The sequence below is a fragment of the Galbibacter sp. PAP.153 genome, from assembly GCF_037029175.1.
GTDB classification, from domain to species: domain Bacteria; phylum Bacteroidota; class Bacteroidia; order Flavobacteriales; family Flavobacteriaceae; genus Galbibacter; species Galbibacter pacificus.
The window spans coordinates 73,068-87,336 of record NZ_JAZEUN010000009.1; the positions used below are offsets into that span (position 1 = coordinate 73,068).

Sequence of the window (14,269 nt, forward strand, 5' to 3'; positions counted from 1 at the left end):
TACTCCGTTTGTAAAATATTTTAAATAAAAACAACCAGTTCAACTTATTTTTGATATGAAAAAGAGTTTATTTATTCTACAATTAATTGTAATTGTTTCTTGCAACAATGTAGAGCAAAAAAATAAGACAACTTCTCTTGATCTTAATATTGACAACAACAAATCATTTGATAAAAATAAAGGGGAAATCATTGATAACGAATATGTAAATACTGATATTGGTTGGAGCATAATAATTCCTCAAAATAATAAGGTTTATTATCCGGAAGCTATCAATGAAAAAAATGATGAAATCCCCGATTTGATTAAAGAAGAGTTATCAAGCAATTATTTAGTTTGCTTTGAGATGGATGACAATAATTTTTTTTTCAGCTTATAATATAACATCCTCTACAGAGGGTAAAATGAACGAGATAAACGATATGAAGGAGGGTATTAAAAATTCATTTAATAATTATAAAAGATATTCAAAATTATTGTGTGCAAACCTTGAAAAAAAATATTCAAAAAATCAAAAAGTAGCATTCAAACAAAACTGGAGCAGTATAAACATAGAAGAAAATGATTATGATATTTATGAAATTCAAATGGTTTCATTCCCGGATGACAAACCTATTATAAAGCAGCTTGTTTATGTGAAAAAGATGAATAATTATGATACTTTTTTTTCCATTCTATATACTGATGAAATATATAAGGATGTAACCATGCAATATTTAAAGTCTTCGCTAAAAAGTAGTTGAGATACACTTATTAACTTATATATAAAGAGCCTTAAATTGAACAAATGAAAACAATCTTTGATAAAAATATTCGGGAACAATTAATCGACAGGATTGACAAAATCAGTGAAGAAAATAAAGCCGAATGGGGTAAAATGAACGTTTTCCAAATGCTCAAACACAATACTTATTGGAACAAATGGATTCTCGGGAAAGAAAATCATTCATACAAGCAAGCTTTTCTGGGAAAGATATTTGGAAAAATAGCTTTGAAAAAAATGATAAAGGACGAAAAGCCATTTGACAAAAATGTTCCTACTTCTGCCCAATTCAAAGTAAAAGAATCTAATGGAAATATTGAATCTGAAAAAGCCGACTGGATTTTATTGCTGAACGAATATGAAAGATTTAACAATCCAGAGTTTATACATGGCTTCTTTGGCAAAATGACAAAAGAACAAATTGGTATATTGGTTTATAAACATACGGACCACCATTTAAGGCAATTCGGAATATAAAAAAAGCCTGTTGCCAATATGGTTTCTTCAGTTTTTAACCAAAATCACTATTTTTATCTCATACCATTGGTTGAACGGAACCGGTTGATGATTATCTTAACAGACGAATAATAGGTAGAAAATGCAAAAAACAATGTACGGAACATCATCACTAAGCCTGATATTTTTAATATTTGGTGAATACATTCATTAAAAAATACTATATTTGGTGAATATACTCACTTAATATGATAGAAAGAACGATTAAAGAATCTATAGAAAAGCGATTCGGGAAAGGAAAAGCTATATTTCTTATAGGGCCTCGGCAGGTAGGAAAGACTACTTTATTCAATCAGATATTAGACGGAAGGGATTTTTTGTTTTTGAATGGAGATGATCCAACAGTTCGAAAAATCCTAACAAATCCTAATATCGAACAACTTAAAAATATAATTGGAAAACATACGGTTGTATTTATAGATGAAGCACAGCGGATTGAAAATATAGGCCTCACCTTAAAATTGATAACAGACCAAATAAAGGAGATTCAGCTTCTTATTAGTGGTTCATCTGCTTTCGAATTAAACAATCAGACTCAAGAGCCTTTAACGGGCAGGAAATGGGAATATAAGTTGTTTCCTATCTCGTGGGGCGAATTCGAGAATCATGTAGGATTTTTAAAGGCGGAACAACAATTGGAGTTAAGAGTTCTTTATGGGATGTATCCAGATATAATTAATAATTTTGGAGAAGAGCAGGCTGTTTTAAAACAACTTACCGATAGTTATCTATATAAAGATATTCTTGCTTTTGGTGGTATTAGAAAACCTGAAATTTTAGAGAAATTGTTGCGGGCACTAGCTTTCCAGATCGGAAGTGAAGTGAGTTATAACGAACTCGCTCAATTGGTAGGGGTTGATAAAAATACCGTTTCAAGCTATATCAGTATTCTTATTCAGGCATATGTGGTATTTAAACTTCCAAGTTTCAGTAGAAATCTACGGAATGAAATAAAAACAAATCAGAAAATATATTTCTATGATACAGGGGTTCGGAATACGGTAATAGGAGACTTCAATCCATTAGAGCTACGCCAAGATAAAGGTGGACTTTGGGAGAATTTTTTAATTGCTGAACGCATCAAACAAATACAATATCAAGGCAGTTTAGCAAAACCTTATTTCTGGAGAACGGCGCAGCAACAGGAGATTGATTATGTAGAGGTGAATTCAGGAAAAATAGATGGCTTTGAGATGAAATGGAATCCAAAAGCGAAAGTAAAACGACCAAAGAAATTTATGGAAACCTATAATGCCGAGATTCAAATTGTCCATCGAGATAATTTTAGAGATTTTCTGAATTAGAGTTATATTGAGTATTTTAATATGCCGAGTTATCATTGCCTTTCGGTAATATGTAAGTAAAATTAAATATTACTGCTCAGAATCTTATATTTGTGAGGGAAGGTTTTTCAGAAAATAAGCAAAATTTTGCTAATGCAGAACTAGTATCTACATGGATAAGTTTTTCAATAAGCTCAGCAATAGAAAACAATCCTGGATATTCAGATTGTAAAAATTTAAAAAAATTGGGTAAGACTACATATTAAAGGAATTTCAAAAAATACCTTAAGGTATCCCTATTCGTATCCTCAAAAATTAAAAACCCCTGTAAAAACAACGTTTTACAGGGGTTTCGTACTCGAGGTGGGAATCGAACCCACACTCCCGAAAGAACTGGATTTTGAATCCAGCGCGTCTACCAATTCCGCCACTCGAGCGTTTATATTTGATTAAATTATAATGTTCAATCAAATTCGGAATGCAAAACTATAAAATATTTTTAATCCACAAACTAAAAATAGTCACAATTATACTTTAAGAGTTCGAAATAATTTCTAAATTTGCACCTCGTTTTACGAGTTACAGCGATAAATAACTATTAAACAATATATTAGAATGCCTTATTCGGTGCCAGATCCAAAGATATTTGCTTGTACACAAAGTCAAGTTTTAGCTGAAAAAATTGCAAAAGCCTTTGGAGCAGAATTGGGAAATGTATCGTTTTCTAGATATAGTGACGGCGAATTTCAGCCTTCATTTGAAGAGTCGGTAAGAGGTACAAGGGTTTTTATCATTGGCTCTACCAATCCAAGTTCTGAGAATTTAATGGAAATGCTGCTTATGCTCGATGCCGCGAAAAGGGCGTCGGCAAGGCATATTACGGCTGTAATGCCATATTTTGGATGGGCAAGGCAAGATAGAAAAGACAAACCAAGGGTGCCGATAGGTGCAAAATTGGTGGCCAAGTTATTAGAGTCTGCTGGAGCAACAAGAATTATCACAATGGACCTCCATGCCGATCAAATTCAAGGTTTTTTCGAGAAACCGGTAGACCATTTATTTGCTTCAACCATATTTTTGCCGTACTTGCAAAGTTTGGAGCTGGACAATTTAACGATAGCTTCACCAGATATGGGTGGCTCCAAAAGGGCATATGCATATTCTAAATATTTAAGCAGCGATGTGGTTATTTGTTATAAGCAACGTAAAAAAGCCAATATAATAGACCACATGGAACTAATTGGTGATGTAACGGGAAAAAATGTGGTTTTGGTAGACGATATGGTCGATACGGCAGGCACCTTGACCAAGGCGGCCGACCTTATGATAGAAAAAGGAGCATTGAGCGTACGGGCCATATCCACACATGCATTGCTTTCAGGAAATGCATATGAAAGAATAGAGAATTCTAAGCTTACCGAATTGATCGTGACCGATTCTATTCCGCTTAGAAAACAGAGCGAAAAAGTAAAAGTATTGAGTTGTGCCGAACTGTTTGCAGACGTAATGCACAGAGTACACCACAATACTTCAATCAGCTCTAAATTTTTAATGTAAATTAATAATTTAATTTTTATATAATGAAGTCAATTACAATCAAAGGATCTCAAAGAGAAAGCGTGGGCAAAGCATCGACTAAGGCCTTACGTAATGCTGGAAAGGTTCCTTGCGTATTATACGGAGGGGATAAGCCATTACACTTTTCAGCTGATGAAATAGCATTTAAAGACTTGGTGTACACTCCAAATGCGCACACCGTAGTTATTTCATTGGAAAAAGGAGGTAAGCACAATGCTATCCTACAGGATATTCAGTTTCATCCTGTAAGCGATCAAATCTTGCATATTGATTTTTATCAATTGTTTGATGATAAAGAAGTTACAATGGATATTCCTGTAAGGAAAAAAGGGAATTCACCAGGGGTAATTGCCGGGGGCGTTTTACGTATAAACCAACGTAAACTTAAAGTAAAGGCGTTGCCTACAAACCTTCCCGATTATATCGATGCAGATGTTTCTGGATTGGAAATAGGCAATAAACTGTATGTTACTTCTTTGGTTAGCGAAGATTATAAGATAATGCACCCGGACAATACGGTGGTATGCCAGGTAAGAGTATCGCGTGCCGCAATGAAAGCTGCTCAAGATGCCGCTAAAGAAGAAAAAGCTGCAACTAAAGCTGCTGCTCCTGCCGCCGCTGCTGCTCCAAAGGCAGAATAATTCAGCTTAAACGAATATATATTAAAAAGCATCTCATTTTCGGGATGCTTTTTTAATTTTGTATCATACCGTACCGGCATATGATTCATTTTATTAAAAAACTATTTGGCAAAGAAGAAGAAATAGATAACATGAAAAAATTTTTAGTTGTTGGGCTTGGCAACATTGGTTCTGAATACGAAAATACAAGGCACAATATAGGCTTTAAGGTTCTTGATTTTTTTGCTGAAAAAGAAACCATGACTTTTGAAGCCAATAAACTGGGATCAACTTCAATCTATAAATTTAAAGGAAGGACATTTATTTTTTTAAAACCGGCCACTTATATGAACTTAAGTGGGAAAGCCGTTAAATACTGGATGACAAAGGAGAAAATAGCATTAGAGAATCTTTTGGTTATTACCGATGATATCAATTTATCTTTTGGCACAATCCGGTTAAAAACAAAAGGGAGCGATGGCGGCCATAACGGATTAAAAGATATTCAAAATCAATTGGGCACACAAAACTATGCGCGCTTTCGTTTTGGGGTCGGTGCCGATTTTTCAAAAGGGAGACAGGTTGATTATGTGCTGGGTGAATGGAGCGAAGAAGAATACGGAAAACTTAAAGAACGTTTGGAACGTGCTGCCGAACTGATAAAATCTTTTGGTACGGCCGGCATTAACAACACCATGAACCATTTTAACAATACTTGATAATTACTCTATTTTAAATTGAGATACTTCTGAAATCGAGGAATTTCCTTGGGAATCGGTCGATATAATTTGCCAATAATAAATTCCTGGAGTCGTAAGCAAAGAGTATGTGTAACTTTCTTCTGTAATATTAGTGGCAACGCTTATCGTTGGCGGGTCGTTAGGCCCCAACAACAATTCAAAGCCGCTAATGTCGTTATCTATGTCGGTGCCGTTCCAGCTAAAATATATGGTATTATTGGACTCGTATAAAGTGGCACCAGACTTTGGTTCCAGTAAATCGGCCGGGAATGGTGGGTAATTTATGGCTCTTTCCCCTGCATTGTAAAATTTCCAGGTATTACTGTTAACCAATTCGTTCGTGCTGGTATTGAGCGAGGTAACAAACCAGGAATATGGCACGCCCCTTTCCAGGGCAACTTCCATAAAAGGAGTATTACTTGTATATGTTTCGGTGTTTCTTGTTGTGAGGTTTCTTATGGATAATTGGTAAGTGTCTGTATTTTCTGAGGCATTCCACTCAAATGTAATGGTACTTGTACTTGGGTTGGAGGTGTTAACAACACCTTCGGTACACGCTGAGTTTTCTTCCGGAAAAACCAAGGTAACGGCAGTAGGTGGAGAAGGAGGGGAATCGTCACTATTTCCACAACCCGATAAGGAGATTATCAAAAAGAGACCATATAATAGAAAGTATTTTTTCATCAGGATTATTGTTTTATAATTTTCATGGTATTAGAGCCCAATTGGTTCTTCACTTGCATTAAATACATCCCAGAAGTTAAATCTCCAAGGTTCATTTTTACTTTTCCGTTATAATCGGCTTCATATTTCATGCTTTTTATCAGTCTTCCCGTGGCGTCAAAAAGGCTAATGTTGTTGTTGCCGTTTTCCAACCCTGTATATATGGTAATCCTGTCTTGAAAAGCGTTCGGGTATACCGAAATACTCCCCGGTGTAACAATAAGCTCTTGATAAGTTCCCTGACAGTTTTTATGGGTGCTGACCTTTAAGGTATTTATGCCCTTTTTTAAGGAAAGCTCAACGTTTTCCCTGTTTGTTTTAGAAATTACCCCGTTTAATTCTATAACGTATAAATCGCTACCCGATAATTCTAAAGAAACGCTATTCCCATTCTTGTTTTTACTCGAAAAAACCGTTAATGGTTGCGGTTCGTGTATGTTAATGTTGAAGCATTGCTGGTATTCGTTGTTTTCATCAACATAAAAGCAAAGCTCATAAGCTCCGGTAGGCAAGTCGGTAAACTCGGTATTTTGTGTAAACGGATTTGAAGATACTAGGCCGTTTCCAGTTAGTATGGCCGTATAATTATGGGCTTCTGCGGTTTCAATGGTAACGGTTCCGCTTATGTCGCCTATACATGGCTGATCGGTTACGGAAATGGTATAATTGTTTTCGGCGACACTAAAAACTTCACATCCATGTACATCTACTTTTGTTCCTTGTGGTGTATTGGGGCAATTATCGTTGCTATCCAAAACACCATCGTTATCTGTGTCTGGTTGAAAATCACCATTAACGCATAGGTTTAAGGTGAAGGAGTTGATATTTCCACCGTCCCCGTCGTTCGAGTCGTCCACTTGAAGCCTCCAAGTTCCTTTGGCTAACTTACCCATTAAACCTGCCAATGGCTGGTTGGGTTTTATGTCGCCTGAAATAGTCGGGGAAGAGTTCGAGCATATAAGTGTGTTTCCTTCATCCGTGAAGGTGGCTTGTATATTGTCCCTATCACCACATTGTTCGGCAAGTAAGGTAATAGTAGTCCCGGAGGGAGATATTAAATAAATAGTAAGATCTTCCATCCATGTGTGGGAAATATCTACCGTTACGGTTGCACTGTTTATAATTCCTTGTTCATTGATATTCAATGTAGCTGAAGCCGAATTACTGCCGGTACTTGAAATAGCTACATTGGCATTGCTGGTAAAACTCTCGCAGGTAATATTTACGGTAGTAAATGAAAAGGCATTGCTGAAAGTTCCTTCACCGCAATCGTTTATAGGTTTTATGTGCCAATAATAAGTTGTAAGTTCTTCAAGGTTGGTTGGCTGAAATTGATTGATAGAAATGGTATCGGATAATAATATTGCACTAAAGTCCGGGGCTTCGGAAACTTCAATTTCATATGCGCTTGCATTGTTGTACGGGGCCCAGCTTAAAATTGTGTTTAAGGGGATTTCTATGGCATTGTTTGCTGGGGAGTTTAATGATATGAGATTAAATGTAGACGAATATATGGACAGCTCGATGGGATATTCTTTAATCTCGCCGCCCGAGGCGGTCGCAACAATTGTGAAATTATTTGTCCCGAGCGATAAATTTGCAGAACCACTTAAGCTAGCGGTTATAACTGTACCGGAAGTATACGCCTGTGTTTGGTCGAAAGTAACAGTTAAACCGCTTGGAACGTCTTCTGCTGTAAAGGTAACGGTTTGGTTAAAGCCATTATAAGCGTTATACGTAAAAGGGATGTCCCTATTGTCGGGTTGGCATACATTATGTTCTAAAGTATTGAAGATGAGCGCAAAATTGGAAGGTTGAATTTCTAGAACAGCTTCGTTTAGTGCAAAATAGATATTGTCCACGGCCTTTACCATAATCCTGGCGTTGGCAGTGGTAATATCGCCTGGAATTACAACTTGTTTTACGCCATCGTTTTTAGTGTTTTGGGCCAATGAAACTAAGTTCTCAAAATTGTTGTCGATAATTAAATAGATGTCTACAAAACCTGTTCCAATGGGTAGTTCATCGGTATCTGCAACATTCCAGTTAATGGTGTAAACTGATCCTCCCTGTAGGCTTTGGGGCGTGTTTTGCGAAGTTACTGCAAACTCGTTTCCGGTATCTATTGTATGAACGGTAAGATCGGCTCTTGCCGTTTGTCCTCCTTCTGCATTATTGTCCCTTACCAATAAAGAAAAATTAAGGTTTCGAGAAACTGTAGGAACCACTTCCCACATGGAGGCAAGGTCGTTGTTTAAAATAGCGGTTTTCTCTGGAAAATACCTTTTAGAGGACAAAGATGGTGGTTTAGACCTAAACATAGGGCCGCCTTCTGCATCGGGTTGGGGTGGTTGTACAGAAACTTCATTGTTTTGTTGTTCCCAACAATAGGTAAGCATATCGCCATCTACATCGGTAACCGAAGCATCAAGGGCAAATGGTGTGCCGGCAGGAATAGTATAATTATTTAATGATGCAATTACGGGTGCTTGATTATTCAGCGTAGAAGTAGAAGCACAAGTGCTGTTTCCAGCGGTAATATTATCCCAGATTTGAGAAATGCTTATGGCGTGAAAATAGGCATCGCTGTTTCCTTGCACATCGTTGGGGCATATTCCGGCATATCCCATGATGGTAGACCCACTTCCGGGCTCTACCGATGTTGCGGCACTTCTATTGGAATTACACGAATTGTTAAAAGTATGTGTGGCCCCAAATTGGTGCCCCATTTCATGAGACACGTAATCAATATCAAAAGGGTCACCAACAGGGCTTTCATAGCCTGTTACGCCACGGGCTTTGGTAGAAGTACATACCGATGCCACCTGAGCTATGCCGTCGCCGCCATTGGTTGTTTTGGTAAAAACATGGCCAATATCATAATTGGCCGGGCCTATTGCCGCATCTATTAAATCCTGTATTTCATCGTTTATTATTGTTTCAGAATTATTATTTGTCAACCCATCTGTGTCGGGATCCAGAAAAACAATTTCATCGTCGTTGGCAATAAGTTGTAGTGTAATGGCAAGATCGTTTTCATACACACTGTTTACACGGGTTATTGTTGTATTCATTGCCGAAAGTACAGCTGCTTTTTGCTGTGCTGTTGTGCCATTGGTAAGGCCGGCCTCGGCAATTTGAAATTGGGCATATTCACCGGTACAGGCCAAAGCTAACCTGTAGGTTCTTAACTGGCTGTCGTCTACAGGTTTTAACGAGGTGTTTGTTTTGTTGTCTTTACTGCCCATGGCCCCTTTATTGGAGATAACCTTGCATTGAAAATCTGGGCTTTTAAAATCGCTTTTTTGCGCTAAATAATAGGTGTCTTTTTGATTTTTTGTGGGATTTATATAGGTTCTTTTATTTCCGTCAAGTATCATTCCATGAAAGCCTAATGCATCGACAGAGAAATAAATTCTTTTAAGTGGGTTTTCCACAGAAACCCCAACATATGATTTTATGTCTGGGTATTTTTTTGCCAGCTCCTCATTTAATACATTGCTTTCAACTACCCTAAATTGTCCATATTTGTTTGCCGCTACCGGAAAGTCAATAAGTATATCGGAAACCTTTCTTTGTCGGGACTCGCTTCTTTTTGGGCTGTTTTTTAATTTGGTTTTTAAATTTTTAACATTGAGTTTATAGCCAATATCAGTCGCTCCTTTTTTTAAAAGAAGGTTTTTTTGTTTTGTTTCAGCAGAAGTCCAAATAGACTTATCTTGCGATAAAACCGTGGAGCAACATAATAAAGCACTAAAAACAATAAGAAAACGAGTAATTTTCATCATTTTTATAAAAAGTCTGGGAATAAAAATAGTCAAAATTGCCGACTGATATTTAAAAAATTAATAAATCCCGATTATTATTTAATTAAATATTCACTTTTAAATTCGTTATTTTGTGATGTGTATCCGTCAATGGATTAAATATGCAGTTGATGATGGATGCATGGTTGTATTGCATGTTCATTTTATTTTTTTGATTGCTGTATAAGGTAATCCATAGATAAGAATAAAAAGAAGGGCGAAAATTATATAAGTTCAACAGAAATATAACCTATTGAAGTTGATGTAAGTTTAACATTAAATGCTTATAAGTGATTATAAAGCGTAACCTTTTTGATAAAGAAGAAAACTATTATACAGTTGTAACTGTAGGGACTTTTGATGGTGTTCATGTGGGGCATAGAAAAATTATAGAAAAACTTGTTGCCAATGCTAAGGCAAACGATTTAAAATCTACCATCCTTACTTTTTTCCCACACCCGAGAATGGTGCTTCAGCAATCATCAGACCTGAAACTACTGAATACCTTGGAAGAAAAAATTTCAATATTGAAAGAAACCAGGTTGGACCAATTAATTATCCATCCCTTTACCAAAGAATTTTCCAGGTTAACGGCCGAGCAATACGTAAAGGAAGTACTTGTGGATAGCATTAACGCCAAAAAGGTTATTATTGGCTATGATCATAGATTTGGAAGAAATAGAACGGCAACGATTAAAGATTTGATAAAATTTGGGGAAAAGTACGATTTTGAAGTCGAACAGATTTCAGTAGAAGAAGTAGACGAAGTTTCCGTAAGCTCTACAAAAATTAGAAAAGCCCTGAACGAAGGGGATATAGAAACGGCAAATACCTTTTTAGGGTATCCCTATATGCTGTCGGGAACCATTACAAAAGGTAAGGGGCTCGGTAAACAAATTGACTTCCCCACAGCCAACATTTCTATTAAGGAAAAATACAAATTGGTGCCCAAAAAAGGAGTGTATGTGGTAAAAAGCAATTACAATGATGTGGTTGTTTACGGAATGATGAACATTGGCTATAACCCTACCGTAAACGGGCAGAAAAAGACCATTGAAGTACACTTTTTAAACTTTGATGAAGATTTGTACGATAAGGAAATTAGTGTGGAGTTGCTTGAAAGGTTGCGCGACGAAAAACGGTTCGACTCTATTGAGGATTTAAAAAAGCAGCTTGTAAAAGATAAAGAGGCGACCATGGCCTATATTTCTAAAAACGATGCTCAATAAGTTTCTTTTTACCAGGGTAGACAATTCCCCGCTTGTTGTTTTTAGGGTAATCTTCGGGTTGCTCATCTTTTTGGAGGCAACCGGGGCAATTTTTACAGGCTGGGTAAAAAAAACATTGGTCGATCCAAAATTTACATTCAACTTTATCGGGTTGGATTTTTTACAGCCTTTACCCGGCAATGGGATGTGTTTTTATTATGCCGTTATGGGTATTTTTGGATTACTGGTAATGCTTGGTTATAAATACCGTTTTAGCATTGGGGCTTATACGGTTATGTGGGCTGGCGTTTATTTTATGCAGAAGAGTTCGTACAACAATCATTATTATTTATTGCTTTTGCTTTGTTTTATAATGTTTTTATTGCCCGCAAGCCGATATTTCTCCTTAGACGCCAAGTACAATCCGTCCTATAAAAAAATGTCCATGCCAAGATGGTGTACATTGATCGTTATTCTTCAGGTCTGGATTGTATATACCTATGCAGCGGTTGCAAAACTCTATCCCGATTGGTTAGATTTATCGGTAGTTAAAATGTTAATGGTGCCCCGGGAACATTATTTTTTAATAGGTGGGCTACTTCAACAAAAATGGGCACATATTATTATTACCTACAGCGGTATTTTGTTCGATCTGCTTATTGTGCCATTGTTGCTTTGCAGAACAACCCGAAAATGGGCTTTTATTGCTTCTATTTTCTTTCATTTATTCAATTCGTTTGTTTTTCACATCGGTATATTTCCGTATATGTCCATGGCATTTGCTCTTTTCTTTTTTGAAGCTGAAACTATTAGAAGTCTATTTCTTAAGAAGAAAAAACTGTATACTGACCACGAAGTTATAATACCTAATTATAAGAAACCGCTTTTAATTTTTGGAAGTATTTACTTCATGGTTCAAATTGCACTCCCGCTCCGCCATTGGCTTATAAAAGACAACGTGCTCTGGACAGAAGAGGGGCACCGCTTGAGTTGGCGCATGATGCTCCGGGGAAAATCGGGAATGATCTCCTTTCAGGTGTTAAATCATACAACGGGCAATAGGTACAAAGTTAACCTAGATGATTATTTGTCCTCTAAACAACGTCAACGAATTGCAACAAAACCAGACATGATTTGGCAATTTGCCCAGTACCTGAAGAAAGAATATGCTAAAAAGGGAGACAGTATTTCTGTGTATGTTTCCACCAGTAAAGTTAGTGTAAACCGTGGTCCATGGCAGGATTTTGTAAAACCGGATATCGATATTGCCAACAAGCCGTGGCACTATTTTAAGCACGAAGACTGGATATATCCATATAAGCAGGATTCAAATAAAGATTAAGTGCATGGATATTGGTAAAAAAGACTTAAAATAGATTTCTTTATCACTTGTAAACCCGTAAATTTGTGGCTTGGTTTTTGGTTAAACAAAAGCTAAACCATAGGCTTTTTTTAATTTAATTTTTAAGTATTATCATGCTTCAAGTACAATTTATTAGAGACAATAAAGAAGAGGTTATTAAGCGTTTAAAAGTAAGGAACATAGATGCTTCCTTTTTGATAGGACAGGTAATTGTTTTGGATGAAGAGCGTAGATCGCTCCAAACAAAACTGGATAACACTCTTGCCGAGTCCAATAAATTGTCGAAGGAGATAGGGGCACATTTTAAAAGTGGGGCCATCGATAAGGCCAATGCCTTAAAAGCACAGACGGGAGAATTAAAAGAAGCTTCAAAAACATATAATGAACAGCTTAATGAAAAAACGGAAGCGTTAACGGCGTTGCTGTATCAAATCCCCAATGTTCCACATCCGTCTGTTCCTGACGGGAAGTCAGACGAAGATAATGAGGAAATATATAAAGAAGGGGACGTGCCAACATTGCACGGAGATGCATTGCCGCATTGGGAACTGGCAAAAAAATACGACATTATCGATTTTGATTTAGGCGCAAAAATAACTGGTGCCGGTTTTCCCGTATACAAAGGAAAAGGGGCCCGGTTGCAGCGTGCCTTAATCGCATATTTTTTAGATAAAAACACCCAAGCGGGATATAAGGAATATCAAGTACCACATATGGTGAACGAAGCATCTGGTTATGGAACCGGTCAGTTGCCCGACAAAGAAGGGCAAATGTACCATGTTGGGGCAGACGATTTGTACTTGATTCCAACTGCGGAAGTTCCAGTGACCAATTTCTTTCGGGACGAAATTTTAAACGAAGCCGATTTTCCAATATGTTGTACGGCCTATACGCCATGTTTTAGAAGAGAGGCCGGAAGTTATGGGGCCCACGTTAGGGGTTTAAATAGGTTGCATCAATTTGATAAGGTCGAGATTGTTCGTGTTGAGCATCCGGACAATTCCTACAAAGCTTTTGACGGGATGTTGGAACATGTAAAAGAAATCTTGCGAGAGCTAAAGTTGCCATTTAGAATATTGCGGTTATGCGGTGGCGACCTTACTTTTACGGCAGCATTGACATTCGATTTTGAAGTATATTCAACGGCGCAAGAAAGGTGGCTGGAAATTAGCTCGGTATCAAACTTCGAAAATTACCAGGCCAATAGGCTAAAACTGCGTTATAAAGACGAAAACGGAAGAAGCGTTTTGGCACATACACTAAACGGAAGCTCCTTGGCCTTGCCAAGAGTATTGGCAGGAATATTGGAAAATTGCCAAACCCCGGAGGGAATTAAAATTCCAGAAGTTTTGGTACCGTATACAGGTTTTGACATGATTTCATGATGTAGTAGTAATATTACAATTTTATTAATATTAAATCAAAAATAGGGGAGTATAATAATTTTTGTGTAAAAAATCGTATATTTAGTGTGGTGATATAGAATCGGAATTAAGGAATAATCCTATATTTTAGATTGGTTAATAGCATTATCATCAAATCGGGGCCCAGGCAATGCTGTTTTGGGTCCTGTATTTTTAAATCTCCCTTGACTCCTAAACTTCTTTTTCGTTTTAATGCATTATCTTTGAATAATAAGCCGTTCCTTATCTAAAACAACACGGCAAAC

At 37.0% G+C, this 14,269-nt stretch carries 12 protein-coding genes and 1 tRNA gene; 10 read left to right on the top strand and 3 right to left on the bottom strand.

The window, feature by feature from the left end; translation table 11 throughout:
* Positions 1-55 precede the first annotated feature (55 nt).
* The 4 genes from UXI14_RS07470 to UXI14_RS07485 all read left to right on the top strand — a co-directional run bounded on the left by UXI14_RS07470 (position 56) and on the right by UXI14_RS07485 (position 2,583).
* Positions 56-379 (top strand): hypothetical protein, encoded by a 324-nt coding sequence (locus UXI14_RS07470; RefSeq protein ID WP_335965605.1) that lies wholly within the window; start codon positions 56-58, stop codon positions 377-379.
* 25 nt (positions 380-404) lie between these two features.
* On the top strand, positions 405-743 hold the full coding sequence (locus tag UXI14_RS07475; protein ID WP_335965606.1) for a hypothetical protein: 339 nt from the start codon (positions 405-407) through the stop codon (positions 741-743).
* A gap of 44 nt (positions 744-787) precedes the next feature.
* Positions 788-1,240, top strand: a complete 453-nt coding sequence (locus UXI14_RS07480) for a DUF1569 domain-containing protein (RefSeq protein WP_335965607.1) — start codon at positions 788-790, stop codon at positions 1,238-1,240.
* Positions 1,241-1,467: 227 nt separating this feature from the next.
* Positions 1,468-2,583, top strand: coding sequence for an ATP-binding protein (locus UXI14_RS07485; RefSeq protein WP_335965608.1), 1,116 nt, complete (start codon positions 1,468-1,470; stop codon positions 2,581-2,583).
* Positions 2,584-2,917: 334 nt separating this feature from the next.
* Here UXI14_RS07485 and UXI14_RS07490 read toward each other — a convergent pair.
* Positions 2,918-2,999, bottom strand: a tRNA-Leu gene (locus tag UXI14_RS07490).
* A 178-nt stretch (positions 3,000-3,177) separates the two neighbouring features.
* Between UXI14_RS07490 and UXI14_RS07495 the strand changes: the two genes are divergently transcribed.
* The 3 genes from UXI14_RS07495 (at position 3,178) to pth (ending at position 5,479) form a co-directional block, all read left to right on the top strand.
* Entirely contained in the window at positions 3,178-4,119 is a 942-nt protein-coding gene (locus UXI14_RS07495; protein ID WP_335965609.1) for a ribose-phosphate pyrophosphokinase, read from the top strand.
* 23 nt (positions 4,120-4,142) lie between these two features.
* Positions 4,143-4,781: a 50S ribosomal protein L25/general stress protein Ctc gene (locus UXI14_RS07500; RefSeq protein WP_335965610.1), complete on the top strand. Its 639-nt coding sequence runs from the start codon at positions 4,143-4,145 to the stop codon at positions 4,779-4,781.
* Between the two features lie 80 nt (positions 4,782-4,861).
* Positions 4,862-5,479, top strand: coding sequence for an aminoacyl-tRNA hydrolase (gene pth / locus UXI14_RS07505; RefSeq protein WP_335965611.1), 618 nt, complete (start codon positions 4,862-4,864; stop codon positions 5,477-5,479).
* Positions 5,480-5,482: 3 nt separating this feature from the next.
* Here the strand turns inward: pth and UXI14_RS07510 are convergent, their stop codons facing one another.
* Positions 5,483-6,184 (bottom strand): hypothetical protein, encoded by a 702-nt coding sequence (locus UXI14_RS07510; RefSeq protein WP_335965612.1) that lies wholly within the window; start codon positions 6,182-6,184, stop codon positions 5,483-5,485.
* 5 nt (positions 6,185-6,189) lie between these two features.
* A complete protein-coding gene (locus UXI14_RS07515) occupies positions 6,190-10,011 on the bottom strand; it encodes a reprolysin-like metallopeptidase (RefSeq protein WP_335965613.1) in 3,822 nt (1,273 codons plus the stop codon).
* 308 nt (positions 10,012-10,319) lie between these two features.
* On the opposite strand from UXI14_RS07515, the gene UXI14_RS07520 reads away from it, so the two are divergent.
* From UXI14_RS07520 to serS, 3 genes are all read left to right on the top strand, one after another.
* A complete protein-coding gene (locus tag UXI14_RS07520) occupies positions 10,320-11,258 on the top strand; it encodes a bifunctional riboflavin kinase/FAD synthetase (RefSeq protein WP_335965614.1) in 939 nt (312 codons plus the stop codon).
* Positions 11,248-12,579 carry an HTTM domain-containing protein gene (locus UXI14_RS07525; protein WP_335965615.1) on the top strand — a complete coding sequence of 444 codons (1,332 nt, stop codon included), beginning with the start codon at positions 11,248-11,250 and terminating at the stop codon, positions 12,577-12,579. The genes UXI14_RS07520 and UXI14_RS07525 overlap by 11 nt, the downstream gene beginning before the upstream one ends.
* Positions 12,580-12,713: 134 nt before the next feature.
* Positions 12,714-13,985, top strand: coding sequence for a serine--tRNA ligase (gene serS, locus UXI14_RS07530; protein WP_335965616.1), 1,272 nt, complete (start codon positions 12,714-12,716; stop codon positions 13,983-13,985).
* Positions 13,986-14,269 lie beyond the last annotated feature (284 nt).

Coding starts and splice junctions, on each gene's coding strand:
- UXI14_RS07470 (WP_335965605.1), top strand. CDS start 56: ATGAAAAAGAGTTTATTTATTCTACAATTAATTGTAATTGTTTCTTGC.
- UXI14_RS07475 (WP_335965606.1), top strand. CDS start 405: ATGAACGAGATAAACGATATGAAGGAGGGTATTAAAAATTCATTTAAT.
- UXI14_RS07480 (WP_335965607.1), top strand. CDS start 788: ATGAAAACAATCTTTGATAAAAATATTCGGGAACAATTAATCGACAGG.
- UXI14_RS07485 (WP_335965608.1), top strand. CDS start 1,468: ATGATAGAAAGAACGATTAAAGAATCTATAGAAAAGCGATTCGGGAAA.
- UXI14_RS07495 (WP_335965609.1), top strand. CDS start 3,178: ATGCCTTATTCGGTGCCAGATCCAAAGATATTTGCTTGTACACAAAGT.
- UXI14_RS07500 (WP_335965610.1), top strand. CDS start 4,143: ATGAAGTCAATTACAATCAAAGGATCTCAAAGAGAAAGCGTGGGCAAA.
- pth (WP_335965611.1), top strand. CDS start 4,862: ATGATTCATTTTATTAAAAAACTATTTGGCAAAGAAGAAGAAATAGAT.
- UXI14_RS07510 (WP_335965612.1), bottom strand. CDS start 6,184: ATGAAAAAATACTTTCTATTATATGGTCTCTTTTTGATAATCTCCTTA.
- UXI14_RS07515 (WP_335965613.1), bottom strand. CDS start 10,011: ATGATGAAAATTACTCGTTTTCTTATTGTTTTTAGTGCTTTATTATGT.
- UXI14_RS07525 (WP_335965615.1), top strand. CDS start 11,248: ATGCTCAATAAGTTTCTTTTTACCAGGGTAGACAATTCCCCGCTTGTT.
- serS (WP_335965616.1), top strand. CDS start 12,714: ATGCTTCAAGTACAATTTATTAGAGACAATAAAGAAGAGGTTATTAAG.